The organism is Streptomyces sp. CA-251387 (assembly GCF_050936625.1).
Lineage (GTDB): Bacteria > Actinomycetota > Actinomycetes > Streptomycetales > Streptomycetaceae > Streptomyces.
In genome coordinates, this window is the sequence record NZ_JBNJMJ010000001.1 from 3,623,370 (window position 1) to 3,649,780 (window position 26,411).

General features: G+C 70.7%; 26 protein-coding genes. 11 read left to right on the plus strand and 15 right to left on the minus strand.

All coding sequences use genetic code 11. The features are described from left to right. Positions 1–71: 71 nt before the first annotated feature. Positions 72–647 (minus strand): hypothetical protein, encoded by a 576-nt coding sequence (locus ACQEV2_RS16045; protein ID WP_433040969.1) that lies wholly within the window; start codon positions 645–647, stop codon positions 72–74. 102 nt (positions 648–749) lie between these two features. Between ACQEV2_RS16045 and ACQEV2_RS16050 the strand changes: the two genes are divergently transcribed. Further along, positions 750–1,784 carry a hypothetical protein gene (locus ACQEV2_RS16050; RefSeq protein WP_433040972.1) on the plus strand — a complete coding sequence of 345 codons (1,035 nt, stop codon included), beginning with the start codon at positions 750–752 and terminating at the stop codon, positions 1,782–1,784. A gap of 31 nt (positions 1,785–1,815) precedes the next feature. Here the strand turns inward: ACQEV2_RS16050 and ACQEV2_RS16055 are convergent, their stop codons facing one another. Beyond that, positions 1,816–2,037 carry a hypothetical protein gene (locus ACQEV2_RS16055; protein ID WP_433040975.1) on the minus strand — a complete coding sequence of 74 codons (222 nt, stop codon included), beginning with the start codon at positions 2,035–2,037 and terminating at the stop codon, positions 1,816–1,818. Between the two features lie 293 nt (positions 2,038–2,330). On the opposite strand from ACQEV2_RS16055, the gene ACQEV2_RS16060 reads away from it, so the two are divergent. The 3 genes from ACQEV2_RS16060 (at position 2,331) to ACQEV2_RS16070 (ending at position 3,928) form a co-directional block, all read left to right on the plus strand. Then, on the plus strand, positions 2,331–2,570 hold the full coding sequence (locus ACQEV2_RS16060; RefSeq protein WP_433040978.1) for a hypothetical protein: 240 nt from the start codon (positions 2,331–2,333) through the stop codon (positions 2,568–2,570). Between the two features lie 289 nt (positions 2,571–2,859). Beyond that, a complete protein-coding gene (locus tag ACQEV2_RS16065; RefSeq protein ID WP_433040981.1) occupies positions 2,860–3,519 on the plus strand; it encodes a YqeB family protein in 660 nt (219 codons plus the stop codon). Between the two features lie 214 nt (positions 3,520–3,733). Next, positions 3,734–3,928: a hypothetical protein gene (locus ACQEV2_RS16070; protein WP_433040984.1), complete on the plus strand. Its 195-nt coding sequence runs from the start codon at positions 3,734–3,736 to the stop codon at positions 3,926–3,928. Positions 3,929–4,113: 185 nt separating this feature from the next. Here ACQEV2_RS16070 and ACQEV2_RS16075 read toward each other — a convergent pair whose 3' ends face one another. Continuing rightward, a complete protein-coding gene (locus ACQEV2_RS16075) occupies positions 4,114–5,628 on the minus strand; it encodes a hypothetical protein (RefSeq protein ID WP_433040987.1) in 1,515 nt (504 codons plus the stop codon). A 292-nt stretch (positions 5,629–5,920) separates the two neighbouring features. Beyond that, positions 5,921–7,654 (minus strand): sigma-70 family RNA polymerase sigma factor, encoded by a 1,734-nt coding sequence (locus tag ACQEV2_RS16080; protein ID WP_433040990.1) that lies wholly within the window; start codon positions 7,652–7,654, stop codon positions 5,921–5,923. A 222-nt stretch (positions 7,655–7,876) separates the two neighbouring features. Between ACQEV2_RS16080 and ACQEV2_RS16085 the strand changes: the two genes are divergently transcribed. Further along, entirely contained in the window at positions 7,877–8,290 is a 414-nt protein-coding gene (locus tag ACQEV2_RS16085; protein WP_433040993.1) for an SsgA family sporulation/cell division regulator, read from the plus strand. A 3-nt stretch (positions 8,291–8,293) separates the two neighbouring features. On the opposite strand, the gene ACQEV2_RS16090 is transcribed toward ACQEV2_RS16085, so the two are convergent. Beyond that, complete coding sequence (locus tag ACQEV2_RS16090; protein WP_433040996.1) at positions 8,294–8,755, minus strand: Lrp/AsnC family transcriptional regulator; 462 nt, start codon at positions 8,753–8,755, stop codon at positions 8,294–8,296. Positions 8,756–8,863: 108 nt separating this feature from the next. Between ACQEV2_RS16090 and ACQEV2_RS16095 the strand changes: the two genes are divergently transcribed. Beyond that, entirely contained in the window at positions 8,864–9,700 is an 837-nt protein-coding gene (locus tag ACQEV2_RS16095) for a class I SAM-dependent methyltransferase (RefSeq protein WP_433040999.1), read from the plus strand. A gap of 120 nt (positions 9,701–9,820) precedes the next feature. On the opposite strand, the gene ACQEV2_RS16100 is transcribed toward ACQEV2_RS16095, so the two are convergent. Together ACQEV2_RS16100 and ACQEV2_RS16105 are read right to left on the minus strand one after the other, a co-directional pair. Next, entirely contained in the window at positions 9,821–10,585 is a 765-nt protein-coding gene (locus tag ACQEV2_RS16100; protein WP_433041002.1) for a PE-PPE domain-containing protein, read from the minus strand. A 112-nt stretch (positions 10,586–10,697) separates the two neighbouring features. Next, positions 10,698–13,064, minus strand: coding sequence for a helix-turn-helix domain-containing protein (locus tag ACQEV2_RS16105; RefSeq protein WP_433041005.1), 2,367 nt, complete (start codon positions 13,062–13,064; stop codon positions 10,698–10,700). 219 nt (positions 13,065–13,283) lie between these two features. Between ACQEV2_RS16105 and ACQEV2_RS16110 the strand changes: the two genes are divergently transcribed. Together ACQEV2_RS16110 and ACQEV2_RS16115 are read left to right on the plus strand one after the other, a co-directional pair. Further along, positions 13,284–14,372 (plus strand): BTAD domain-containing putative transcriptional regulator, encoded by a 1,089-nt coding sequence (locus tag ACQEV2_RS16110; RefSeq protein ID WP_433041008.1) that lies wholly within the window; start codon positions 13,284–13,286, stop codon positions 14,370–14,372. A 226-nt stretch (positions 14,373–14,598) separates the two neighbouring features. Continuing rightward, positions 14,599–15,306, plus strand: coding sequence for a DUF6585 family protein (locus ACQEV2_RS16115; protein WP_433041011.1), 708 nt, complete (start codon positions 14,599–14,601; stop codon positions 15,304–15,306). A gap of 241 nt (positions 15,307–15,547) precedes the next feature. On the opposite strand, the gene ACQEV2_RS16120 is transcribed toward ACQEV2_RS16115, so the two are convergent. Beyond that, positions 15,548–16,030 (minus strand): DUF2267 domain-containing protein, encoded by a 483-nt coding sequence (locus tag ACQEV2_RS16120; protein ID WP_433041014.1) that lies wholly within the window; start codon positions 16,028–16,030, stop codon positions 15,548–15,550. Positions 16,031–16,137: 107 nt separating this feature from the next. Next, a complete protein-coding gene (locus tag ACQEV2_RS16125; protein ID WP_433041017.1) occupies positions 16,138–16,554 on the minus strand; it encodes an Hsp20/alpha crystallin family protein in 417 nt (138 codons plus the stop codon). Between the two features lie 117 nt (positions 16,555–16,671). On the opposite strand from ACQEV2_RS16125, the gene ACQEV2_RS16130 reads away from it, so the two are divergent. Then, positions 16,672–16,974: a hypothetical protein gene (locus ACQEV2_RS16130; protein WP_433041020.1), complete on the plus strand. Its 303-nt coding sequence runs from the start codon at positions 16,672–16,674 to the stop codon at positions 16,972–16,974. 1 nt (position 16,975) lies between these two features. On the opposite strand, the gene ACQEV2_RS16135 is transcribed toward ACQEV2_RS16130, so the two are convergent. Beyond that, on the minus strand, positions 16,976–17,338 hold the full coding sequence (locus ACQEV2_RS16135) for a VOC family protein (RefSeq protein ID WP_433041023.1): 363 nt from the start codon (positions 17,336–17,338) through the stop codon (positions 16,976–16,978). A 122-nt stretch (positions 17,339–17,460) separates the two neighbouring features. Between ACQEV2_RS16135 and ACQEV2_RS16140 the strand changes: the two genes are divergently transcribed. After that, entirely contained in the window at positions 17,461–18,939 is a 1,479-nt protein-coding gene (locus tag ACQEV2_RS16140) for an alginate lyase family protein (protein WP_433041026.1), read from the plus strand. Between the two features lie 161 nt (positions 18,940–19,100). On the opposite strand, the gene ACQEV2_RS16145 is transcribed toward ACQEV2_RS16140, so the two are convergent. Together ACQEV2_RS16145 and ACQEV2_RS16150 are read right to left on the minus strand one after the other, a co-directional pair. Further along, positions 19,101–20,600 carry an MFS transporter gene (locus ACQEV2_RS16145; protein ID WP_433041029.1) on the minus strand — a complete coding sequence of 500 codons (1,500 nt, stop codon included), beginning with the start codon at positions 20,598–20,600 and terminating at the stop codon, positions 19,101–19,103. A 53-nt stretch (positions 20,601–20,653) separates the two neighbouring features. Next, positions 20,654–22,021, minus strand: a complete 1,368-nt coding sequence (locus ACQEV2_RS16150) for a DUF445 domain-containing protein (RefSeq protein ID WP_433041032.1) — start codon at positions 22,019–22,021, stop codon at positions 20,654–20,656. Positions 22,022–22,252: 231 nt separating this feature from the next. Here ACQEV2_RS16150 and ACQEV2_RS16155 point away from each other — a divergent pair, with 231 nt between their 5' ends. After that, on the plus strand, positions 22,253–23,590 hold the full coding sequence (locus ACQEV2_RS16155; RefSeq protein WP_433041035.1) for an SGNH/GDSL hydrolase family protein: 1,338 nt from the start codon (positions 22,253–22,255) through the stop codon (positions 23,588–23,590). Positions 23,591–23,812: 222 nt separating this feature from the next. Here ACQEV2_RS16155 and ACQEV2_RS16160 read toward each other — a convergent pair whose 3' ends face one another. From ACQEV2_RS16160 to ACQEV2_RS16170, 3 genes are read right to left on the minus strand one after another with little or no spacing between them, the layout of a single operon-like run. Then, the gene (locus ACQEV2_RS16160) at positions 23,813–24,505 is read right to left on the minus strand and encodes a DUF1707 SHOCT-like domain-containing protein (RefSeq protein WP_433041038.1); all 693 of its coding nucleotides are present in this window, start codon (positions 24,503–24,505) and stop codon (positions 23,813–23,815) included. Positions 24,506–24,553: 48 nt separating this feature from the next. Next, complete coding sequence (locus ACQEV2_RS16165; RefSeq protein WP_433041041.1) at positions 24,554–25,546, minus strand: ABC transporter ATP-binding protein; 993 nt, start codon at positions 25,544–25,546, stop codon at positions 24,554–24,556. Between the two features lie 9 nt (positions 25,547–25,555). Then, entirely contained in the window at positions 25,556–26,320 is a 765-nt protein-coding gene (locus ACQEV2_RS16170; protein ID WP_433054480.1) for an ABC transporter permease, read from the minus strand. Positions 26,321–26,411 lie beyond the last annotated feature (91 nt).

The window sequence follows — 26,411 nt, forward strand, 5'->3', positions numbered from 1 at the left end:
GCAGCTTCTCCAGCCACTGCCATGCTCAGCACACACCACTTTGGAGCAATTTCCAAACCAGCAACCCGTGTCTAACTGACGGTCTGCATGGGATCACGAATTATCTCTCCGGCTCTCTGGAGGAAGGCGGCATAGGTCTCATTCATGCCACTCCTCGCCTGTTCATAGTTCGACCACTCAGGGATTCTTCCTTCGGAAGTCGCTCTCTCTACTTGAAGCAAGGAACCGACCGCCGCAACTGCCTTCCGCGTCAAGGCATACGCCAGCATCCTTGCCTCATCCGGTCCCCACAACGCCAAGAGGCTTGTCCTGTCTTGCAGTTCCAGCGCCGCCTGCCGCAGTTCGTCTCTAGTGGCTACATCAAGGGGGACTCTGCCCCTGACCTCAGGCGTGATGCGTGCAAGCACTTCATCGAGAGCCGTGTAGGCCGCGAGGAGAGAAGCGAAGGACTGGTACCGCTGGCTACGCACCCACTGCCAGTGCTCCGATGCCGCTTGCCCCTGAACCTGTGCGAGCGCGGCCTCAACAGCCTTGCGTCCACCTGCCTTTGCGCCACGCTCGGCGTACCTCCCCGCGATCACAGCTCCGATGACTGCTGCTACGAGAGCGATGCCACCCGCTATGACCGTCGCCGTTGCGTCACTCATTGCACCCATCCTCACCTGGGCCGCACACCATCACCATGTCATCGTGAGCGATTGGCGTCAGATCCATCACTCCATGCCCACTGAAACCACTAGCCTTGGATCATGACGACCCACACGTCCGGGTTTCGCCCCGGCCAAACCCTCACGCGCGCAGAAATACATCCCGTACTCGGCGGGGCCGGCTACGCCGGGATCTGCCCAGCAGTCGAGAAGAGGAACGTTCTCATCTTCTCCGACAGCAAGGTCGGGGAGCGCTTCGGGTACCGCGACGGGTGGCTCGCCGAGGACGACGACGTCGGCCCCATATTCACATATACGGGCGCCGGGAAGCGCGGTGATCAAGTCCTAGAAGGCGGCAACAAGTCAATCCTGGAGCACGTCGACAAGGGTCGCACCCTGCACCTGTTTGTCGCCGTGGGTAAGGTTCCCGGAACCGATACCCGGACACATATGTACATAGGTGAATTCAAGGTCGATGAGCGCAAGCCGTTCGAAATACGGGAGGCCAAGGATGAACTAGGCGCAGATCGCAACGTAATCGTCTTCCGCTTACGCCCCACTGGCCTACACATCCGACGGGAAGAGGACACCCTTCCACGCGCCAGCAACACCCACTCCCGGTTCAACCGCACCGCAGCCAGGCTCACCCGCGCCTATCGGCGTCAGAGACGCCAGCAGATGCAGCTGTCCGACGCCGACCAAGTAGCCGCTGCTCGCGATGACTTGGCGGATACCTTCGAAGAGAGCTCTCTCGCTGCAGGAGAAACGATCGGCCAGCTTGAAGTGTCGATGCGTGACGCGACGGCCCAGCTCATGGTCGAGCTCTACAACCCAACGAGTAACACGGTCTATGAGCCAACAGGGAGCGCGGCCAGCGAATCGATCGCTGAGGCCATGACTCAACTCCTGCTAGCCCGACACCACTTACGGAACATCGCCCACAACCAGCCACTCCACCTAATGGTCCTCACCCCCGAGCTCCCCCGTGAGGACCTCCGCAATCTGCTGGCTGAACACGGGATTGGCGTGGTGTATCGCAACGAGAGCGGCGGCTTCTCTGAGTTCGAGGCAAGCACCACCGCCTCAAGCAGCAGCCCTCGAGCCTTCCGCTGTGTGGATTGCCCCGTGCCCGCCTAGAGCGCGAGGCGCCCGTTCGTCATGTCCCGTCTCAGCCAGTTCCCCGTCGGAGGATCAAGGCGTCATACAACGGAGCATCAGGAAACGGCACCACCTCGCCAAACCACTCATACCCCCAAGCCTCGTACACCGCCCGAACCTTGGGGTGATCCCGCTCGACCAGCAGCGCGACGCGTTTCTCCAGGCGGTCCCGCAGCAACTCGTCGTGGATCTGCCGAGCCACACCCGAGCCGCGGACCTTCTCGATAACCATGAGTTCCGAGAGCGCAAACGTGCGCCTGCCTTCTCGCAGGGGGGCCTGAGCGCGACACTTGGCTCGCCCCCCCGCACGAGCCCGGCTCCGACCCTGACTCCGGCGCTGGCCCCGGCACTGGCACAGGCACCGGCACCGGCACCGGCACCGGCAGATGCCATCGCCAGCTGATGAGGCCTCATGGCCCGGATGGCGGCCCCGAAGAGCGCTGCGGGAGATATCGGATTAGCCTCCCAAATGAGCGCGAAGTGGATCTTTGGTGGTGCGCGCTCTACTCAAATCAAGGAGGAGAAATGCGCAAGCTTCAGAAGGCCGCTATTGCGGCCGCCATGGTCGGGACCCTCAGCCTCATAGCCACCGGCACCGCCACCGCCCAGCCCTCGCATGACCACGGCGGGTGCAAGTCTCACGACCTGAATGTCGACATCCTCGGCCAGGTCGGGATTCTCAACGGCCTGCTGGGCAATGCCATCAACGGTGAGGGCAATGCGGGCGGACAGTGGAACCACACCGGCTCCAGCTGCGGACACTGATCGACTGGGATTGTGTTACGTAGCTCGCTGATACGGGCCTCGGCGCCTGGGCATCACGCCCGGGCGCCGAGAACTGTTTTCGGTGGCCGGGACGGCCGGGACGACCAAAGTTGCAGGTGCCGTAGACCAACGGACGATGACGGGGCCTACGGCTTGCCTCCAGACTCGGCACGATGCCGGGTCACGGTGCTCGGTGCCGAGCGTAGGTGTGGGGGATATGAGGGGTACGGGGGATCTTTCCAAGAAGGGCAGTCCGCCCGGCGGCGCGCGGGAGGGCGGTGCCGCCACCGTGATCGCCGAGTCGGTCTGGGTTCTGGTGCTCTTCTGGGTGGGGTGCGGGGCTGTCGTCGGCTGGTTGGCTCCGTTGCTCGCGGACTGGCTCGTGACGCTGCGCTGGGCTCCGTTGAAGGGGCCGGCCGAGCTGGTGAGCTCCATTGCGGAGCCGGGGCGCACCCTGGGTGCCGTTGGTGTGGGGATGGTGCTGGGGGTGCTCGTCGGGCTTCTCGCGGTGCATGAGTCGCTGGCGGTGAGTGTCTCGCGCGGGCGCGTCGTCCTCAGCGTCAGGGATACGCCTCAGGAGTTCGGGCGCGATGAGATCGACCTCGTGGTGCGGGACGGCAAGCAGCTCGTGCTGCTCGGCCCGGACGGGATGGAGATCGCGCGGGAGGACTGTCATCTGACGTGGCAGCGGCTTTCCGGCGCCTTCGCCGAGCATGGGTACCGCTGGGCGGATGAGGATCCGCACCGGGAGGAGTTCCGGCGTTGGGTTCCCGGTATGCCCGGTCTGCCGGAGGGGGCTGACGCCCTGCTGAGGGCTCGCGCGGCGGCGCGGGAGAAGGGCGAGAACGCCGAGGATGCCCGGGAGCTGCGCCGGGAGCTGCTGAGGCTCGGTGTCGTTGTGCGGGATGAGAAGAAGCGGCAGTACTGGCGTGTGCCTCAGCGTTCCTGACGTCGCCAAGGGTGACGGTCCGACAGCGCAGCGCGCCCTGACGCCTCGACACCTGACTCCCCGGCAGCTTCTCACCACACGGACGGACTAGGAGCACCCGAATGGGCTGGCGGGCGGCCCAGCTCCGGTTCCGAGGCCTGTTCCGGTTCCGGAGCCTGTTCCGGTGGCTGAGAGGATTGCGCGGACCTCAGAGGAAGTAGTAGGGGGAGTGAGCGTGATCGTGCTCGTCTTGGTCGGTGTTCTCGGGCTCGTCGTCGGAGGGTGCGTCTGTGTCGTGTGGGCTTCGCGGGGTGGACCGCCCTGGGTGCGCGGAGTGGCTGCTGTGACCCTTGCGCTGGGCGAGTTGGTGGCGTGGGCGGGGCGGGGGTCGGGCCGGGGATCGCGCTCGAGCTCGAGCTCGGACGACTGAATGTGTGACGCCGGGCGCCCGGCCGTGGGGCGGCGGCTGGGCGCCCGATCGTGGGGTGACGGCTGATCTCCTGGCCGTAGGGGTGACGGCCGGTCACCTCACCGTCAGGTGAACCCGGGCCGAGCCGAGGGACAGCGTCGGCGCGGCCCGCGGGGCGGTCAACCGGTTGACGGCCAGCAGGGCGGTCAACCGGTTGTCCTCGCCGGGCTCGCTGTCGCCGCTCCCTCCCCCTTCGTCAGCAGCCACTCGCGATGCAGGGCGCCCAGCGGGATCTTCTTCTGGAAGACGGGCGTACCGAAGATGGTCAGTTGGAGCTGGAGGGAGCCGGTCAGGTCCACGCCGCCGTAGAAGGCGTAGGTGCCGGACACCGAGGCCGAGCCGTCGGAGGAGGCCTCGGCCGACGCGTCGGCGTGGGCGCGGACGTACGGGGCCAGGTCGGCGGTGACGCCTACGGTGCCGTAGAGGCCGACGGTGGCCTCGGCGCCCAGGGCGGCCTTGACGTCTCCGGCGGCCTTGACGCGGGCCTTCAAAGGCTCGCCCGTCATGTCGGACTCGCTGACCGGGGTCCAGCCCTTGGCCCAGGAGAATGTGCCGCCGACCCGGAAGTCACCCTTGAGGTCCTGTTCGACGTCCACGGTGACCCGGCCGTCCGCGTTCACCTGGATGTAGCAGGTCAGGGCCAGGTTGACGACTACGGGGATCGGGCCGACCTGGATCACCGGGTCGGCGCGCAGTTCGGCGAAGGGGATGCGGATCGGCTGTGCGCCGGTCGAGGCGGCCGCGCGGCCCTTCAGGGACCACTGGGAGGCCCAGTCGCCGGACAGGCCCAGGAAGGCGCCGCCGGGCGAGGCACCGGTGCCGGAGCCGTCGTACGAGAACGCGACCTCGGGGGCGAGCTGGACGAAGCCCTCCACGGACGCGGCCGCCGACGCCGGGGCACCCTGCGCGGTGGCGACCGCCGCGCCCACGTCGATACGCAGGCTGCCCAGCGGGAGTTTCGCGCCCTCGGGGCCGAAGTGGAGGTCGCCTGTCTTCGCCCAGGAGACCTTCACGCCCTTGACGAGCGGCTCGACCTCTACGGCCGACGGGTCCACCGGGACCGTGCCCTCTGCCTTGCTCTCGCCGAGCACGGAGTTGAGCTTCGCCGGTTCCGTCTCGACGGTCGTACGGCCGTCCTCCGTGGCGCCTACGACCTCCGTGACCTCGGCCAGCACGCCGTCGGGGGCGCCGGGGGCGGGGGCGCTGGCGATGATGTCGCCAACGGCGACCGGGGGTTGGGGCGAGGGACTGGCCGGTGGACTGGTTGAGGGACTGGATGAGGAACTGGTCGAGGGCTCGGCTGAGGGGTCTGCCGGGGAACTGGCCGGGGGCCCGGTCGTCGGCTTCGTCGGTTTCGCGGCGGAGGGCGCCGAGATGACGGCCCGTCCGCTCTTCCTGTCGTACGAGGCGACCTTGAGGGAGGACTTCCTCGCCCTGCCTCCCTCGCCTCGGTCGGCCACGGCGGTGGGAGTTGCCGTGCCGGACGGGGCCGGTACGACGGCGAGTTGCTCCCGGACCGCGGCGGCCTCGGGGGTTTCGGACGCCGTCGTGGTCGGCGTTGCGGTGGCGGTCGGGGAGGCGGTGGAGCAGCCGGTGGCGAGCAGGGCCGCGATGGTGGCTGCCGTCAGTAAGGCATGCCTCTTGAGCATGGGTCTGTGCACGCGTGTTTCCTCGGGAGCGGTGTATGGGGGTGCGCTGCAGGAGGTGACGGGCGGGGAGCGGGCGTGCCGCGCCGAGGAAGGGCGTGTCGAGGCAGGTCGAGACGGCCGTTCCGGCGCTGCGCGCAGACGGTGGTTACCCCGCAGTAGTCATGCATGAGCATGCCAGCACCGCGGGGGCAGCAGCCGCTTTCTATGTGCGTGACTTGGGGTGACGTGAGTCACTTCAATGCCCGTCAGTGGCGGCCGCCGCCGACGGGACTCCGGCCGGTTCCGGCGTCCGGCCGACCGCCGATCAGTGCCCGCAGTTGTCGCCGGGGTCCTCGGGTGTTGGCTGCGGGGTGGGGGCGGGTGCGGGGGCAGGGGCCGGTGTGGGTGCGGGTGCGGGTGCGGGATCGGTCGTCTCCGGTGGGGGGGTTTCCGGCGCCTCCGGGATCGCAGGTGTCTCCGGGCTCGCAGGTGTCTCCGGGGTCTCCGGGACTTCCGGCTCCTCCTCAACCGGCCCCGGCTGTACGGGAGTCGGGGTCGACGGGTACGCCGGCTCCTGCACCGGTACCTCCGGCTGCTCCTCCACCGGATCAGCCGGAGCTGCCGGCACAGGGGCGGCAGGCACAGGAGCGGCCGGACCCTCGCCACCCGGCGTCGCTTCGCCCTGCGGGGGCGTGTCCTCCACCGGAGCCTCAGTCACCGGCGCATCACCGGCCCCATCACCGACCGGTGCCGGTTCCTCGGTCCCGGGCGCCGCCGCTCCCGGCATCTCATCCACCGGCACCTCAGCCCCCGACTCCCCCGCAACCACCACACCCCGGCCCGCACTCACAGCCGTACCCGAATCATCAGCACCATCAACGCCGGCCGAAGACCCACCCCCGCCGTCCGCCCAGCCCTGCCAGCCCTGCCCGTCCTGCCCGTTCCGAGGCACCCCCGCCGCCCCACCCCGCTCCCCCGGCACCTCCGCCGCCACGCCAGACCCCTCCCACGGCCGTGAGGCCAGCGGCGCCTCCGCCAATGGCACCCGTGGCGAAGACGGCGCCGGAGAGGGGTCGTTCGCGCCCAGGGCGATCATCATCGCGAGGGCCGCGCCCGCGACCGTCGCCCCGGCGGCGATCGCGGTCGGCACCTTCGCACCGCCCGCGCCGCCGGTCACCGCCTGCCGGGCGGTGTGCAGGGCGCTGCCGAGCTGGCCGCTCAGTGCGGACGTGGCGCCGACGGAGCCCGCTGCCCACGGCAGCAGGAACTTGCCCGCGCCGCCGACGGCGAAGACCAGCAGGGCCGGGCCGACGAGTGCGGGCAGGCGGTCGTTGGCGCGCATGAGGACCGCGAGCCGGCCGCGGCAGTCGTCGCAGGCGTCCACGTGGGCGAGCAGGCGTGCCGACTGGCGGGGCGTCGCGTTGTCGCGGACGTAGGCCGGCATGCGCACCCAGTGGACCTCGCACGCGGGGTCGTCGGGGGCGCCGGTCTGGGAGCGCAGGAAGGCCTGGCGCATGCCCTCGCGGGCGCGGTGCAGGAGTACGGCCGTCGCGCCCTGCTTGGCGCCGATGCGCTGCCCGACCGTCTCCAGCGGCTGGCCCTCCGCCTCCGCCAGCCACAGGGCCTGGACCCAGCGTTCGGGCAGCTGGCCGAGCACCCGTACCAACAGGTCGACTTCCGAGACCTGTTCGGCGGGGTCCACCGAACCGGTCTCGGCGTGGGCGGGGTTCCCCGTCCGCTCGGCGGCGGTCCGCGGGTCGTGCGGGGTCTCGCGCGCCTCGCCGACGGCCGTCGCCGCCAAGTGCCGCACCGTGGTCATCAGGTACGCCGGTACGTTCTCGATCTCGTGCCCGGCCGACAGCCGCCGCCAGACGCGGAAGTGCGCCTCGGCGACCAGGTCCTCGGCGGCCCAGGAGTTGTTGCGGGTGAGCGAGCGCGCGTAGGCGACGAGGCGCGGCTGCTGTTCCTCGTAGATGCGGGCGTACGAGGCGGTGGCGGACGCGGGGGGCGACGCGGGAGGTGACGCCTGGGCAGGCACCTTGGGAGAACCGTCGGACATGGCAGGAACGCTCCAGTTGCCTGCTGAGCTGAGGGGCTGACGAGCTGGTGGGCTGATGCGAGCCGATGAGGGCTGCGAGTTTGTCAGCGTAGATGACTTAAAACTCAACTAAATGGTTCGCGTGAGTTAGATCACAGCTATGGGGCTGCCGTTTTCCGTAATCAACAGGCCCGTCACCGAGTCGACAAGGCGCACAGTCACCGACAACGGAGCAGACCGACCATGCGCTTCCCCCTCGAACAGCCCGTCCGCGCCCGCCTCGTCACCCCCGGCTACCCGGAGCTGCCGATCCGCCTCACCCTGCGCTACGACGCCCTCGCACCCTTCGCCGTGCACGTCGACTTCCCGGCCTGCGTCTCGGCCGACGAGAACGGGGTCACCTGGGCATTCGCCCGTTCACTGCTGGAGGAGGGGCTGGAGACGGCCGCCGGGATCGGGGACGTGCGCATACGGCCGTGCGAGCGGGCCCGTACGGTCATCGAGTTCCACGGGGCGCACGGCATGGCCGCCGTCAGATTCGGTACGGCCTCTCTTCGGCGGTTTCTGCAGCGGTCGTACGCCGTCGTCGAGCCGGGGAGAGAGGATCTGGGGCCGGAACTCGACCACGGGCTCATGTCGCTGCTCGACGGGGTGTGAGGCTCAGTCGGTCTCAAGGGGCGTCAGTACGCGCGTGCCCGTCTGCCGGTAGATCACCGAGCTGCGGAAGCTCACGACCTCGCGGCGGGCGCTGAAGCGGTCCATGAGGAAGGCGTGCAGGTGCTCGATGTCCGGGACGGCCACGTGGACGAGGAAGTCGTCGTCGCCGGAGACCACGAAGACCGAGACGACCTCGGGGAGCTGGGTGAGGTAGGTCTCGAAGTCGTAGATCACCTCGCGGCTCAGGGGGCGCAGGCGGGCGAAGACCAGAGCCTGGAGGGAGCGGCCCAACAGGCGTGGCTGTACGGCCGCGTGGTAGCCGGTGATCACGCCGCGGGCGCGCAGGGCGCGGACTCGTTCCAGGCAGGTGGAGGGTGCGATGCCGACCTTGCGGGCGAGTTCGCGGTTGGTGAGCCGTGCATCGCGCTGGAGATGGGTGAGGATCGCCGAATCAGTGTCGTCCATGGCCGTCATTCTTCCCGGGGCACCGAATTTCGTTCGGCCCGGCCGCTCAACTCCCGTATCACGGCCTAGATTTCCCTCGTCTGCCGGACTGAAGGGAGCCCTCGTCCCATGACGACCGCCGCCGCCATTGCCGCCACCGCCCAACCCGTCGGTCAAGCCGTCGACCACTACGACCGGTTTCTCGCCGAGCACTACACCTGGATGCTCGGCGGTGATCTCGACGCGCTCGTCGCCGCCCAGCGTGATCTGCTCGTGAGGTGGGGCGTGGTGCCGGGCTCGGGGCCGGGGGACGGGTCGCTCGCCGTGGATCTGGGGTGCGGGCCGGGACACACCAGCCTCGCCCTGGCCGATCTGGGCCACGACTGCGTCCTCGCGGTCGATCTGAGCCGGCCTTTGCTGAACGAACTCGCCGCGCACGCCCGTGACATGCCGGCGGTGCGGCCGGTGCGGGCGGATGTGCGCACCGCTCTGCGGGAGCTGGTGCGGCCGGGGTCGGCGGGGGCCGTCGTATGCCTGGGTGACACGCTGACGCATCTGCCTACCCGAGGTGATGTGGCCGCCCTCTTCTCCGACGTCGCCGCCGCGCTCGCGCCCGGAGGGACGGCCGTGTTCGCCTACCGCGACCTGACGGTGCCGCTCACCGGCACCGACCGTTTCCTCCCGGTCCGGGCCACCGAGGACCGGATCATGACCTGTTTCCTGGAGTACCCGGACGACTACGACGCCTACACGGTCGTCGTGCACGACCTGCTCCACACCCGGGACAGCGCCGACGCCGACTGGACCCTCACCGCCCACAGTTACCGCAAGCTGCGGCTCTCCCACGCCTGGGTGCTGGAACAACTCCACGCCGCCGGGCTGCGCGTCAGGCACGAGGAGAGCGGGCCCGGGGGGATGCGGACGGTCGTGCTGGAGCGGGGCTCCGGGCATCCGAGCCGCAGCTGATCACGCCATCTCACGGCAGACAGAGCACTGCATAGCACTGCATAGCACGGCCGGAACAGGGGAAAGCCCAGGCCGGAGAGGCTCCGGCCTGGGCTTTCCCCTGTTCCGGTGAAGTCAGGACTAGTACCAGTAGACCCCGTTGAGGCCCTCCTGGGCGATGGTCTTGGTCATGACGTTGCCGTCCTGGGCGTAGCGCCCGTGCACGTCGGTGAGGAAGAAGTCGAAGGCGGCAACGGGCGTGGTGGCGTCGCAGGCCAGGTCGCCGCGGATGCAGAAGCGGGCGACCGGGACGCCCGGGAACTCCGTGGGGCCGGGGCCGGTGGAGGTGAAGCCGAGGGCGCCCAGGCCCTTGGGGACCTTGGCCCACATGCCGGTCTCGGGCTGCTTCGGGTCGGCGTACAGCTTGCCGTCGACCAGTTCGCGCGGGATGTCGGTGCCGCCGTTCGCGATCGTCTCCAGTACGGCGTCGGCGGCCTGGGCGCCCTGGGAGTAGCCGACGATCGTGAGGCGGGCGGTCGGGTGCTCGCGGTGGGTCTTCTCGGCGGCGGCCAGGAGGTTCTCGTAGCCCTTCGCGACGCTGCTGTCGTAGCTCTGTGCGGTGAGGTCCGGCCCCTGGTTCTGGCCGTTGAGCCAGGGGCCGGCGCTGGCCGGGTAGCAGACGGGGACGAACGCGGCGCCCGGCTCCAGGTGCTGGTTGGCGAAGCCGAACGTCCGGGTGCAGTCGGGCGCGGGCAGCGCGGAGCCGGTGCCGCCGAGCTCGATGTAGTAGTGGCGAGGGGCGTCGTCGGCCTGTGCGACGGTGGGTGTGAGGGCGGCGGCGGCCGTCATGGCCGCCGTGAGGGCGACGGTTTTGGCGCGGCGCATGAGTCGGCTGGTCGTAGGCATGGGTGTCGTTGTCCCCCTGGTCCGGTCCGGTCGTGCCGAGGCGCAGACAGTGCTGATGACGTGTCGGCACGTTCTGGCTGGCACCTTCTGGCTGGTGCTGTGGTGCGAGACGCTAGGGAGGAGCGATGAAATCGTCGTGAAGGCCCCCCGGAGTAACGGAGCTACCGGAGCGGCGATGGCGCTCGGCGAGGTGGTGTTGCAGACGGGCGTGGCGGAACTGGTAGACCGCGCCGGCCTGGCGCAGCACGCCCCGCTGGTAGGCGTCCTCCAGGAACGTGACCACGGCCCACGGCAGGCGTCCCGTCAACGGCAGCCAGATCCGGGTGAGGACGAGCCACTGGCCCCAGGCGGTCAGGGTCAGGGCGTAGCCGAGGGCGGCGCCGAGGCCGCTGATGATGCCGAGCAGGAGGCTGGCTTCGGAGGGCCAGGTGAGCGGGCCGAGCGGACCGTCCAGGAGGTCGACCGCCGCTCCGCTGCCGAGTCCGACGACGGCGCCGAAGGTGGGTGCCCAGACGAGGAGTTGGGTGGTGACGGTGGCTCGGTTGGTGGTCAGGAGGGTGCGCGGGTTGACGGCGGACTCGAGGTCGAGGGGGGTTTCGAGGAGGCCGAGGACGCAGAAGGTCAGTCCGGTGCCGGCGCCGAAGACCAGGCCGTAGACGAGCCCGTCGACGAGGCCGATGTGCAGCATGGTCGAGGCGTCGGTCCAGGCGTACGACTTCACGAGGCCGACGAGGAATCCGTACGCGAATCCGAACATCGCCCCGCCGAGTGTGCCGATCACCAGGCGGGGCCCGGCCGTCCAGGTGGTGGTCCTGGGCCGGCCGCGGATCTGCAGGCGTACGGCGGACGGCATGACGTGTTTGCCCTTGGCCGTGTACGTCAGCCAGTGCACGAGCCCGAACATGAGGCCGGCGAGGAGCCCTACGAGCGTCCCGTCCACGAGGGGGCCCGTGAGCGTGCCGTGGTAGGCGGCGCTGACGGCGCCGTCGACGAGGCCGATGGCCAGTCCCGCCACGAGGGCGGTGACGAGGGTGCGGGTGGAGCGGCGCAGTCCGTTGCCGAGGCGCCACCAGGCGAGGTCGGGGGTCTTCTGCCGGGTCAGGTGGTGGGCGAGGTGGCCGAGCCAGCGGCGGGCGCGGTCCGGGTCGCAGTCGCGGGGTCCGTTCTGGGGGCGGTGGCGGTAGACGGTGGGGAGGAAGTTGTCGAGGAGGTGGTCCTCCAACTGCTCGGGGGTGCCGAAGCGTTCGGTGTCGAGGAGGTCGGCCGGGTTGTGGTCGGGGGTGTCGCTGTAGACGGTGCGGGCGAGCGACACCATCAGGGGCGTCGTCAGGACCGTGGCGAGAGGGGGTGCGGGTCCGTCGGACTCCGACTGCTGCTGCAGTGTGCGCAGTGTTCTCAGTACGGGGTCCCAGGCGCCCTCGGCGGGGTTCGCGGGGTTGGGCTTGCGGGTGGTGCGGGGCAGGTAGGCGGCCAGGTCGTCGAGGGTGAGGTCGGTGACCTCGACCGCTGCGGCGGCGGTCAGTACGTCGGTCTCGGCGACCGCGGCGGCGTATTCGCCGGGGCGGCTGGTGAGCAGGAGGGGCAGCGTGGTGGCGTTGAGGGCCTCCAGGGCGGGGCGGCGCAGGCCGTCGGCGATCTCGTCGAAGCCGTCCAGGACCGGGAGCACCCGGCCGGAGTCGACCAGCGCGGCGGCCAGGCTCGCCCTGCCGGGGCTGCGGGCGGCCGTACCGGGGTGGTCCCGCATCAGCTGTTCGGTCAGCCAGTCGCGCAGGGTGAGGGTGGTGGGGTTCCAGGAACCGATGCTGAAGATCACCGGGACGGGTTCCTCGGGGGCGCGCGTCTTCAGGTGGTCGAGGACGAAGCGCAGGGTCAGGATCGTCTTCCCGGAGCCGGATCTGCCGAGGACGACCAGCCGTCCGGAGGGGATGTCCCGGTAGATCTTCGCGATGTGTTCCAGACGGCCGCTCGGATCCAGGGGGTCGTTCGCGGCTCCCGGTGGGAGGCGGCGGATGTTCGCCCAGTGGTCGATGAGGTCCTCGTCGGCCACGCGCCAGCGGACGGGGAGCGGGTAGGGGTCCTGGATCTGCCGTTGCTCCTCCTCGCGCTGCCAGCGGGCGGCCACCGCCTTCGCGAGTTGCTCGGTCGCCTCCGCCGGGGCGTCGGGGGCTGCGGAGGGCGGCTGTTCCGGGGCCGGTTCCTCCGGGCTCGGCTCCTCGGTGGTGAGTTGGTCCCGTCGGATGCCGCCCTGGTTCCCGGGAACGGCGGCCCTCATTAACTCCTCGCGCTCCTCGGGCTGCAGGGCGAGCGCGTCGGCCAGCTTCTGCACCGTGGTCATGCGCGGGTTGGAGCGGGAGCGGTTGCCGGTCTCCAGGCCGCGGATGGTGCTCACGCTGACGCCGGAACGCCGCTCCAGCTCTTCCTGGGTCATCCCCTTCCGGACGCGCAGCCGCCGCAGGACCGTCCCGAACTCACTGGCCACAGGTCACGGCCCTTCCCCCCTGAGTTGTCCCTGAGTTGTCTCTGAATTGCGCCTGAGTATCGCCTTTCCGCAGGTGAGGGACTTTAGCCGGGTCACCGGTCACATATGACCGGTTCAATGCCCTGTCCACGTTTCCTCCACGTCGGCCAGCTTCGATGCCATCGAGGTGATCGACCGGGACGACTCTTCGTCGACCGGTCCGGAGAACGGGGAACCACCATGCCGACGACGACCGCACCCCAGGGACGCCCGGACGCCATCGCCCTCACCGCCCAAGAGCGCGAGGTGCTCTACGCGCTCGGCTGCGGCCTGGGGGACGCCGAGATCGCCGAGGCGCTCGCGCTGCCCGAGCCGGTGGTGGCCGGGCATCTGGGGCACATCCTGAGGAAGCTGGGGCTGCCGGACCGGGCCGCCGCCATCGTGCACGCCTTCGACTGCGGTCTGGTCGTGCCGGGGCAGGGGCCGCGCAGGCAGGCGGTGCTCCTGGGACCGGGAGCCACCCTCCGCGGGGGCACCGGGCCCTCCCCCGACGCACGGCTTCGGGTCGGCGTGCTCGGCCCGCCCAGGGCCTGGCTCGCCGGGCAGCCCGTGGACATCGGGCCGGTCCGGCAGCAGGCCGTGCTGGCGGCGCTGGCGCTCAGCCCGGGCCGGTCGGTCAGCCGGCAGGAACTGCTGGACGGCGTATGGGGGATGGAGTCGCCCGGCGCCAACGTCGTACCGGTCTATGTGTACCGGCTGCGCAAGAGCCTGCGGCTCGGGGACTGCCCGGACTCGGTGATCAGGCGGGACCGGTACGGCTATCGGCTGGCGACCGGCGTGGTCGACGTGGACGTGACGTGCATGGAGGAATTAATCACCGCGGCCGGGGCCGCCGAGCGGGCCGGTGATCCGGCCGAGGCGGTGCGGCTGTGCGCCCGGGCGCTGGAGCTGTTCCGGGGTGAGCCGCTCGCCGGACTGCCCGGGCCGCTGGCCGAGTTGGAGCGGCTGCGGCTCGTCGAGCGCAGGGTCGCCCTGGCGCAGCGCAAGGCGCAGTGGCAGCTGAGGCTCGGCCGGGTCACCGACGCGGTCGCCGACCTGTCCGCACTGGCCCTGGAACAGCCGCTGAACGAACCCGTCGCCGCCCTGCTGATGCACGCGCTGCACCGCGCCGGCCGGCGGGCCGAGGCCCTGGCCGTGTTCGACCGCACGGGCAGGCGCCTCGCCGAGGACCTCGGGGTGGCGCCGGGCGAACTGCTGCGCCGGGCACGGTGGTCGGTCCTGCGCGGGGACGATGCGGGGCGCGGTCGCGGACGGGCAGGCGCGGCGTGACGGGCACGCGCGGCGTGAAGGGCAGGCGCGGCGTGAAGGGCAGGCGCGGCGTGAAGGGCAGGGGGCAGCGGGGCGGTGTGGGCGACGGGGGGCAACGGGGTGTCGTGAGCGGCGGGACTCACCGGGGCCGCGACGGGGCTCGCGGGGACGGCGACGGCGGGCGCATCGACGAGTTGCTGCCGACGAGGGTCTCGGCGGACATCGGACACGGACGGGCAGGTGCGGCATGAGCGACGGAACCCACCAGGACCACGACGGCAACCGCGCCGACGAACTGCTGCTGGCGAGGATCTCCGAAGCCGCGGGGCGGGCGCGTCTCGGCAGACGGCGTGCCACCTACCGGGCGCCGCTCGCCGAACCCGGGGTGTGGCGGGTCGCCGTCGTGGGCGTGCGGCGCCTGCTGCGGGCCGGGGGTGGCGGCGGGGCGAGCGCGGGCGCGCGGCTGGATCTGTACGAGCAGGGGCTGACGGCCGCCGTCGACGGGCGGATCCATGTCGTCCGCTACGACACCACGACGGTGCGCCGGCGCAGGGTGCTGTCCCCGCAGGGCCTCGCCCGCGCCCATGTGCTCGTCGACGTCGACGGTGAGCGGATCGTGCTGCGCCACGGCGACTTCGGCCGGCCGGAGGTGTGGGGGCCCGAGATCCACCGGGCCGTCACCGACTCCCAGGTACCGCGGGCCCTGGCCGCGCTGGCCGAGGGGGCGCGGCTCGCCTTCGGCCCTGTGTGGATCACCAGGGAAGAGATCGGCTCACGGGGCGCGTCCCTGCGGTGGGCGCAGGTGCAGCGGATCGAGATCCTCAACGGTTCCGTCGCCGTACGCGCGAGCGGGCGGTGGCAGGTGTGGGGCACCGTCGCCGCCGGGATCCCGAACCTGTGCGTCCTCCACGCCCTCGCCGAGCAGCTGACCGCGGCCGAGCGGGACGAGGACTGACGTACGGGAGGGCTGACGTACAAGGCGGCTGACGTCCAAGGCGGCTGACGCACGGCGCGGCTGACGTACGGCCCGGCTGACGTACGGGCCCTTGCTTCAACCCGCACTGACGGGGCGGAGCACGCCGGGCCTCGCCCTCACCGCCGCCGGGTGCGCCATCGGCGCGGGGTGCTCGGCGGAGCTGCGGGCACGCGCCGAGTGGCGGAGGGGCGAGGCTCGGCGGCGGAGTTCCTGAGGTCGGTCACTCGGCCGGCGCGAGTTCCGCCCTGCCGAACAACAGGGCGTATCCGGACGGGAGTTGCCGCAGGATACGGTCCAGCAGGTCGTCGCCGACGAGCTTCGGCAGGACGCTCAGGACCGAGCTGACGTCCCAGCGGGCCGTGGCCGGCGTGGCTCCCTCGATGCGGGCGGCGATCGAGTCGACGAACTCCGCCGCGGTGAGGGGACGCGTGGCGGGGATCTGGGACGCGATCACTCTGGCCGCCTCCTCGGGCAGGGCACGGGCCAGTTCGACCCGTTCGTCGCCGATCACATGGCCGCCGAGGGCCGACAGGACGATGCGGGTGACGCGCTCGGCCTCCGCCGTCGTCGCGTACTGCCCGGAGTCCCGTACCTTTTCGATCAGTTCGGACCATCGGGGGCAGCTCACCGTCCGGCCTCGGGACGGATTCCGGGACGGGTTCCGGAGCGGGTTCGCCGGGGTCGGCACCGTCGTCATGGTCATCGTGCGGGCTCCTCCTCCGTTGCGCGCAGGGGCGTGCCGCGTCCCGCAGGCCCGGCACTCGCCTGCGGGACGCCTCTCGTTCGGTTCTCGTTCGGTTCTCGCTCAGGTCACTTGCCGAGCTGCTTGCGGTCGCCGCCCGTGATCTGGATGCGGCGCGGCTTGGCCTGCTCGGCCACGGGGACGCGCAGGGTCAGCACACCGGCCTCGTAGGAGGCGTCGATGCGGTCCGTGTCGAGGGTGTCGCCGAGGAACAGCTGGCGGGTGAAGGTGCCCGTGGGCCGTTCGGTGACGAGCAGCTCCGCGTCGTCGGGAGCGGGGCTGCGACGCTCGGCGCGGACGTTCAGGACGTTGCGTTCGACGTCGAGCTCGATCGTCTCGGGGTCGATGCCGGGGAGGTCGAAGTGGACGATGAAGTCGTCCCCGGACCGGTAGGCGTCCATCGGCATGGCCGCGGGTCGCGTGCTGCCGAAGACCTGCTGCGCGAGTCGGTCGAATTCGCGGAACGGGTCGGTACGCATGAGCATCACAGGTCACTCCTCTCATCAGGCGCTGCTGGTGCGATGCCCTACGGTTTTTATATAACTCCGGAGAGGAAAATTGACAAGGGTGGACTCAGGTTCACCGAGGAGTGGGAGGCAGACATGGCGAAGGTTCCCAGCGCGGTGGTCGCCGCGGGCGGGCTCGTCGGCGGGTACGGGGTGGCCCGCTGGACGAGGAAGCGGCAGCTCGGCGGGGCCGTGCTGGCCGTTGCCGGGGCAGCGGCGGCACGGCAGTGGCGACAGCAGGCCGGCGGAAAGGCGGCGGGGGCACTGAGCGCCGCGTATGTCGCCGCCTTCGCCGGATCGCATCCGCTGGCCAAGAAAGTGGGCGCCTGGCCTGCCGTGTTCGGGGTGGCCGGGGCGGTGGCGCTGGCGTCGTGGGCCGTGGCCGACCGGCGCGGGTGAGCTACTTCGGGTGGTGCGTCAGCACATTCACCACCCGCCCGTTCGGATCGCGTACGAAGAACCGCCGTACGCCCCACTCCTCGTCCCGAATCTCCCGTACGACCTCCGCGCCCGACGCCAGCACCTGCGCGTACACGGCGTCGACGTCCTCGACCTCCACGCTCAGGTCGGGGACGACGGGGGCGGTGCGTTCCTCGGTGAAGAAGCTGATCTGGGCGGTGGGGTTGGCGGGGGACGCCATGGTCGTCACCCAGCCCATGCTCATGACCTCCTCGAAGCCGAGCAGGCCGTAGAAGTCCCGGCTCGTCTCCAGCTGCTTCTCGGAGTCGACCTGGAGGTTGGGGACGATCCTGCGGATGGTCATCGGATACGGCTCCTCGTGTCTTCGTGGGCGTCCGGATCGGCGTCGTACGGTTTTTGTTATCCCCCGCAGTCTCCCGCCGTCTCCTCACCGTCCCCAGCCGCAGGCACGCGAGGAATGACGCAGTGACACGACAGATCAGCCGCCGGAGCATGCTCAAGGCCGCGGGCGTGGCAGCCGGAGCCGCCGGTATCGGTACGGCCGCGCTCCCCGGCCCCGCCGTGGCGGCCGGCCCCGGCTACGCCCACCCCGGCCTTCTGCACACCGGCGCCGACCTCGACCGTATGGCCGCGAAGGTGAGGGCGGGCGCCGCTCCCTACACGGCCGGGTTCGCCAAGCTGACCGCCAACCGGCACGCGCAGAGCGGCTGGACGGCGAACCCGCAGGCGACGGTTATCCGGGGAGGAGCGGGCCAGAACTACGGGATCCTCTACCGCGACATCCACGCGGCCTACCAGAACGCCCTGCGCGCACACGTCAGCGGCGACAGCGCGCACCTCGACACCGCCGTGGCGATCCTGAACGCCTGGTCGGCGAAGCTGACCGCACTCGCCGGCAACGCCGACCGCTTTCTGGCCGCCGGGCTGTACGGCTACCAGTTCGCCAACGCCGCCGAACTCGTCCGCGACCACCCCGACTTCGAGCTCGGCCGGTTCCAGGAGATGCTGACCGGTGTCTTCGCACCGCTCAGCGACGACTTCCTGGTCAGGCACAACGGCGCCGTCATCAGCAACTACTGGACCAACTGGGACCTCACCGCCATGTGCTGCGTCCTGGCGACCGGCATCTTCTGCGACGACAAGGCCCAGGTCGCCCGCGCCGTCGACTACTTCAAGCACGGCGACGGCCTCGGCTCGCTCAAGAACGCCATCCCGGTCGTGCACGACGAGGGACTCGCCGAGTGGCTGGAGGCCGGCCGCGACCAGGGGCACGCCCTGCTCGGCGTCGGCCTGATGGGCACCTTCTGCGAGATGGCCTGGAACCAGGGCATCGACCTGTACGGCTACGACGACAGCCGCTTCCTCAAGGGCGCCCAGTACGTCGCCAAGTGGGCGCTGGGCGGGGAGGTCCCCTTCACGGCGAACACGCGCAAGAAGGGCGCGATCAACGGCTGGTCGGGGTCGGAGACCGTGACCCGGGCCGCCCCCGTGGACCCGGCGATGACCCGCCCGATCTGGGCGATGATCGCCAACCACTACACCAGGCGCCGGGGCCTGCCGGCGTCGTACGTCACGCGGATCGCCGCGAAGTCCGCGCCGGAGGGCGGCGGTGGGGACTACGGACCCAACAGCGGAGGGTACGACCAACTGGGCTTCGGGACCCTGGCGTTCACGCGGGACAAGGCGCAGGGGGCAGCGTCGGCCCCCGCGTCGGCAGGGGCAGGGGCGGGCGGTGCGGGATCGGATCCGCGACCGCAGACGGGGGCCACGTCCTCGCCCTCCGCGTCCGCCTCTTCCGCCGCCGACGGTGACCTCGCCGCCACCGGCTCGAACGAGATCATCGGCTGGACCGCCGCCACGGGCATCACGGCCCTCGCCGGCGGTCTGCTCCTGCTGCGCCGCCGGGACCGGGCCCGGAGCGAGTCCCAGGCCCAGTCCCAGTAGGACCCGCACAGGAGTTCCAGTAGGACCGGCACAGGACGCTCAAGCCCCGGTCCCGGCTCCCGCCCGGGGGAGAGCCGGGACCGGCCCGGTCCGCCTGCCCATGCCCCTGTCGCCGGATGCCCCGGTAGGCCTATGACCGGGTCGCTCCACACCCCGTCGTCCTACGCCCCCGTCGCCCGCGCCGTCCGCACCCCCGCGCGCGACGGCCCGGCCACCGCTGTGAGCGGCCGTGCAATGTCCTCCAGCGACCGGCGTTCCGCGCGGACCGCGAGGAGCGCCGCCACCAGGCCCGCCGCGCACATCAGGGCCGCGCCGATCTGGAAGGCGAGGACCGTGTCGCCGACCTTGCCCGATGCGGTGAGGTCGGCGAAGAGCAGGGGGCCACTGATGCCGCCGACGGCGGTGCCGAGGGCGTAGAAGAAGGCGATCGACATCGCCCGCGTCTCCATCGGGAACACCTCGGACACCGTGAGGTAGGCGCTGGACGCGCCCGCCGAGGCGAAGAACAGCACCGCGCACCAGCAGGCCGTCAGCGTGGTCGCGCTGAGCGCGCCCCGGTCGAACAGCCAGGCCGTGCCGAAGAGCAGGAGGCCCGAGAGCAGGTACGTCGACGAGATCATCACCCTGCGGCCCACCGTGTCGAACAGCTTGCCGAGCAGCAGCGGGCCCAGGAAGTTGCCGACCGCGATGACCGCGAAGTAGTAGCCGGTGTCGCCGGTCGGGACGTCGAAGAAGGTGGTCAGGATCGCGCCGAAGCCGAAGGTGATCGCGTTGTAGAGGAACGCCTGGCCGATGAAGAGGGCGAAGCCGAGCGTGGCCCGCTTGCGGTACTTCGCGAAGACCGTGCGGCCGATCTCCAGGAACGTCACGCTCCTGCGCTGGTGGATGGTGATCTCGCCCTCGGGGCGCGGCAGCGGTTCGCTGCGCTCGGCCTCCACCCGCCGCTCGATGGCGGACACGATCCGTTCGGCCTCGCCGTCCCGGCCGTGGATCAGCAGCCAGCGGGGGCTCTCCGGGACGTGCCGCCGGACCAGGAGGATCACCAGGGCGAGGGCGGCGCCGAGTGCGAACGTCAGCCGCCAGCCGAGGGACTTGGGCAGGACCGCCGTGTTCAGCGCGACGATCGACAGCAGCGAACCGCCGACCGCACCCAGCCAGAAGCTGCCGTTGATCATCAGGTCGACGCGGCCGCGGTACTGCGCCGGGATCAGCTCGTCGATCGCGGAGTTGATGGCCGCGTACTCGCCGCCGATGCCGAAGCCGGTCAGGAAGCGGAACAGGAAGAACCACCAGGTCTCGAAGGAGACCGCGGTCAGGGCGGTCGCTCCCAGGTAGACCGCTAACGTAATCATGAAGAGCTTCTTGCGGCCCCATCGGTCGGTCAGGCGGCCCCAGAACAGGGCGCCGACGCAGGCACCGGCCACGTACAGCGCGGCCGCCAGGCCGGTGACCTCGCCCGAGCTGATCGGCAGTCCGCTGCCGGGCTCGGAGAGGCGGGGGGCGATGTTGCCTACGACGGTGACCTCGAGGCCGTCGAGGATCCACACGGTGCCGAGGCCGATCACGATCGTCCAGTGCCAGCGCGACCACGGGAGGCGGTCGAGGCGGGCGGGTATGTCGGTGGTCACGGTACGGCCGGTACTGGCCGGTGCGTTGGCCATGGGCTCCCTCCTCGTTGAGCGGAACCCGACTCGGGTGCCCTGACCAGGCGGTCCTACGCCCCCAGCGCCCGCGACACCGTGTAGATCAGCAGCCCGGCGAGGGAACCCACCACCGTGCCGTTGATCCGGATGAACTGCAGGTCGCGGCCGATGTGCGCCTCGATCTTCCGCGTCGTGTGCCCGGCGTCCCAGCCGGCCACGGTGTCGGTGATCAGGGAGGTGATCTCCTTGCGGTACGTCGTCACGACGTGCACCGCCGCGCCCTCGACCCAGCGGTCCACCTTGTTCTGCATCGAGGGTTCGGCGGCCATACGGACGCCCAGGGAGAGCAGCGAGGCCCGCACGCGCAGGCGCAGCTCGCTGCGCTCGTCCTCGGCCGCCGACACGATCATGGCGCGCACGGCGGTCCAGGCGGACGCGATCAGGTCCTGGACCTCGCCGCGGGCCAGCACCTCGCCCTTCCACCGCTCCACACGCGTGCGCGTGTCGGTGTCGGACTGCAGGTCGGAGGCGAAGTCGATGAGGAACCGGTCGAGGGCGCCGCGCGCCGGGTGGGAGGGCATGTCGCGCATCTCGGCGCAGAAGCGGACCAGCTCCTTGTAGACCCGCTCACCGACCTTGCGGTCGACGAACTTCGGCGTCCAGCCGGGCGCGCCGCCCTGAACCGCGCCCATGATCTCGTCGTCGTGCAGGATCAGCCAGTCGTGGGCCTTCGTCACGATCAGGTCGACGGCCCGCGTGTGGCCGCCGTCGGCGACGATCCCCTCCAGCATCTTGCCGATGCCGGGCGCGACCTCGCGGGCGTCGGCCCGGCGGGTGATCGCCTCGCCGACCACCGCCTGCACGTCGGAGTCGCGCAGGACCGTCAGTGCGCCCCTGAGGGCCGTCGCCAGCTCGGCCGTCACCCGGTCGGCGTGCTCCGGTTCCGCCAGCCAGGCGCCCAGCCGGCTGCCGATGCCGACGGCGCGCAGACGCTGTCGTACGACGTCCTCGGAGAGGAAGTTCTCGCCGACGAACTCGCCCAGGGAGACGCCCAGCTGGTCCTTCTTGTTGGGGATGATCGCGGTGTGCGGGATGGGGATGCCCAGCGGGTGGCGGAACAGGGCCGTGACCGCGAACCAGTCGGCGAGCGCGCCGACCATGCCGGCCTCGGCGGCCGCGGCGACATAGTTCGCCCAGTCACCGGCGCCCTGGTTCGACGCCACCTTGGCCAGGACGTACACCAGCGCCACGAACAGCAGCAGCCCGGTCGCGGTGACCTTCATCCGCCGTACGCCGCGCTGCTTCTCCTCGTCGGCGGCGCTGAAGGTCGTCATCGCACGTACGGCCGATGCGGGGACGCCCCGGTTAACGGCGGCGTCCGGCCGGGCATGCTGCTCTACGACACGCGTTCCCGTTTCATCCGGATTCGTACGTTCCATCCGCTCCACCCGTCCAGGATCCCCCGCACATATTGTCCCTACCTGACCGACTCCTGGAACGAATCAAGAGTTCCCGGCGTCTGTCCGGTGGGGGGAGGTCGATGGCGAACTCCGGATGAACTCCGGCGGCCCAATGGGGGGTCAGTGCAACTCTCCCTTGCCTTATGACGCATCATGAGGTGATCACATCGGAGCCTCGGGCTCCCATCCGCCCGAGGAGACACGCACCGCATGACCAGGCGTTACGGTTATGCCCTGCTATCTGGGATCATCGCCCTGATCGTGGCGGTTTCCGCCGCCATATACGTCGGAGTCGCCTCCGACGACGGCAGCACCACGACCAAGACCAATCCCACCAGGGAAAACGCCGCGCGCGGCCCCGCCGCCCCGGCCTCCACCGGCATCTGGGTCGGCGCCTGGTCCGCCTCCCCGGTCGGCGGCGAACCCGGCACCGAGATCGAGGGCCTGGCGGGCCGCTCGGTACGCAACGTGGTGCACACGAGCGTCGGCGGTACGAGTGCCCGGATCACGCTGTCCAATCTGTACGGCCAGTCGGCGCTGACGATCACGCACGCGTCGATCGCCGTCGCCGCAGGGACGGGTACCGCGGCCGCCGTCGCCGACACCATGCGGCGACTGACTTTCGGCGGCAACACCACCGTCGTCATCCCGCCCGGGCAGCAGGTGCTGAGCGACGTCGTGCGCCTGGCGATCCAGGCGGACACCGACGTCCTGGTCACCACCTACTCCCCCACCCCGTCCGGCCCGGTGACGTTCCATCCGCACGCCCGCCAGACCAGCTACGTCGCCGAGGGCGACCTCACCGAGGACGCGACCGGCGTGGCGTACACCGGGCAGGTCGAGTCCTGGCGGTACCTGACCGCGCTGGACGTGCTCAGCAACGAGTCCGACGGCACCGTCGTGGTCTTCGGCGACTCGCTGACCGACGGCATCACGTCCACCGAGAACGCCAACCGCCGCTGGACGGACGTCCTCTCGCGCCGGCTGCGCGCGGCGGTCGCGGCCGGCGAGGACGTGCCGCGCTACAGCGTCGTCAACCAGGGCATCAGCGGCAACCAGATCCTCGCCAGCGGCTCCGGGCGCCCCGCGGACAACCAGGCCGGCGTCGGCCGCTTCCACCGGGACGTGCTCTCCCGTACGAACGTCAAGGTCGTCGTCATCGACCTCGGCGTCAACGACATCCTGCGCAATCCGAACCTCGCCGACCCGAACCGCATCCTCGACGGCCTGCGCGCTCTGGTCCGCCAGGCCCACGCCCGCGGCCTGAAGGTCGTCGGCGCGACCCTGATGCCCTTCCAGGGCCACCGCGGCTACACCGACGCCCGCGAAGGCGTGCGCCAGCAGATCAACGCCGAGATCCGCGCGGGCCGCGTCTTCGACGCGGTGGCCGACTTCGACAAGGCGGTCCGCGACCCGTACAACCCCCGCAAGTTCCGCCCCGACTACGACTCGGGCGACCACCTCCACCCGAGCGACAAGGGCTACGAGCGCATGGCGGAGGCCTTCAACCTGGAGGACCTGAAGGGAGCCGCTCCGGCAGAGCTGTAGAGGCACGGCCGGGGCGGCCCGGCCTCCCCGGCCTGCGCGGCACGTCGGCCGACTTCACCGGGCGAAGCCTGCGGCCAGTCACGCCGGTCGGCTTCCGCCGCCGCAGCCTGCGCCCACCCACGCCGGTCGGCTCAGTCGGCTCAGTCGGCACCCCGTAGCGCCGGGCTGCGCGACCCACCCCCGCTCAGCCCACACGCCGGGCAGCACTCAGCCCACGGCAGCTCAGTCCAGCTCCCGCCGCCCAGCCCTCCGCTCCAGCTTCTCCCGCCGCCGCTCCTCGAGAAGCTCCTGCCGCTGTGCCCGCGTCAGCTTCCGCTCGACCCCGACCCCGCCCCAGAAGGCGAACCCGGTCACGATCACCCGAGGCGCCCCGGGCTCCCCCGGCACCCCCTCCTCACGGTGATCGAAACCCCCCATGATCCCGATGCCCCGCACCACCACCTCGACCCCCGGCGGCACGATCACCTCCACCCCGCCCATGATCGCGACACAGTTGATCTCGATCTCCCGGTCCGCGAAGTTCGCCTCCCGCAGATCGATCTCCCCGCCACCCCAGAAGGCGAAGCAGTTGAACCGCTTCGGAGCCGTCCACCGCCCCTTGCGCTGGAACCCGGACATCACGGCGACACCCCACGTCGACGACCCCTCGCCGCCGACGATCCGCCGCTCCCAACTCCCGTCGGAGACCTCGGCCTTCTTCACCATGTCGACCTTCGGCACGGCCACCGCGCCGACGGGCAGGTCCCGGGTGATCGGCGCCAGCTCCCCGTACGTCCGTGCCTTGTACGTGGCGTCCAGGCGTTCCTCGAACTCCTCCATGTCGAGACGTCCCTCCGCGAGGGCGTCCCGCAGGACCTCGGCGACTTGTTCACGATCGGCGTCGGAAGCGCGCAGCTCCGGGGCATCGTCGGTCATGTACAGCAGCCTACGAGCAACCCCGGCCAGGGGCCATGAAACCGCCGGTTACGAGACCGCCCGCTCGGCCCGCTCGGCCTGCTCCGCGTACATCTTGGCGATCACGGCCTCGATGTCCGGCTCCCGCACCGACAGATCCACCAGCGGATACTCCGCCGCGATCCGCGCCACCAGCACCGCCGCCGACTCCCCCGCCGGAAACGCCAGCCACTGCCGCGGCCCCTCCACCTTCACCACCCGCGCCGGCGCCGCCTCGATCGGCGGCAGCTCGCGCTCCAGGTCGACCACCAGGGTCCGTTCGCTCTCCCCCACCTCGTGCAGCCCGGCGAGCGGACCGTCGTACATCAGCCGCCCGTGGTCGATGACCATCACCCGTGAGCACAACTGCTCGATGTCCTGCAGGTCGTGCGTGGTCAGCAGCACCGTCGTGCCGCGCTCGGCGTTGACCTCCCGCAGGAACTCCCGGACCTTCGCCTTGGAGATGACGTCGAGCCCGATCGTCGGCTCGTCGAGGTACAGCACCTCGGGGTCGTGCAGCAGCGCCGCCGCGATGTCACCGCGCATCCGCTGGCCCAGGGAGAGCTGGCGCACGGGGACGTCCAACAGGGGGCCGAGGTCGAGGAGTTCGACGAGGCGGTCGAGGTTCTGCCGGTAACGGCCGTCCGGGATGCGGTACATGCGGTGCATCAGCTTGTACGAGTCGATCAGCGGCAGGTCCCACCACAGCGTCGTACGCTGCCCGAACACCACCCCGATGCGGTGCGCGAGCCGCGTGCGCTCGCGGGAGGGGTCGATACCGGCGACGCGCAGGCGGCCGCCGCTCGGCGTGAGGATCCCCGTCAGCATCTTGATCGTCGTCGACTTGCCGGCGCCGTTCGGCCCGATGTAGCCCACCATCTCGCCGCGCGCCACGGTGAAGGAGATCGAGTCGACGGCCCGCACCTGCCGCCGCTCCCGCTTCAGGAAGCCGGTCTTCTTGCGTACGTCGAAGACCTTCTCGACACCGTCGAGTTCGATGAACGCGTCCCGCATGCCCTCCATCGCCTGCCCCTAACTCCCCGTACTCCGATACGACCGCAGACCGGCCCGCCACGCCAGACCGGCCAGCGCACAGCACGCCACCGCCACCATCGGCGGCGCGAAGGCCGCCCACTGCGGCACGCCGACCGGGTACGGCCGCTCCAACACATGGGCGGCGGGCACCCAGTTGACGAAGGCGAGCGGCAGGACGAACGTCACCCCGCGCACCAGGTCCTTCCCGAACACGGTCGGCGGGTACTGCAACAGCGTGTTGCCGCCGTACGTGAACGCGTTCTGCACCTCGGCGGCGTCCTGCGCCACGAACTGGAAGGACGCGCCGGCCGTGAACAGCGCGCAGAAGATCACCGCGCCGCTGACCAGCATCAGCGGCACCAGCAGCACCTTCGCCACGGTCCAGTCGACATCGACGGCCAGCAGCCCCCAGCCCAGCACCAGCGCGCCCTGGGTGATCCGGCCGAGGCGGCGCAGCGCGAAGTGGTCGGCGGCGACCTGGGCCAGCACCGGGGCGGGCCGTACGAGCAGTATGTCGAAGGAGCCGTCGCGCATCCGGGTGCCCAGGACGTCCATCGAGCCGAACGTCAGGTCGGCGAGGCCGAACGCGGTCGCCGACAGGCCGTACAGGAAGGCGACTTCGGGCAGCGACCAGCCGCCCAGCGAGTCGACCTGCGAGAACATCAGCAGGATCGCGGCGAAGTCGAGGCCGGTCAGCAGCAGGTTGCCGATGACCGTGACGACGAACGAGGTGCGGTAGGTCATGGTGGACCGGATCCACATCCCGGCGACCAGCCGGTAGGCCCGCAGGCCCTCACCAACCCTGGACCCGCGGGGCACCAACACCGGAGACACCGGGGAAGCCTCGCTCGTC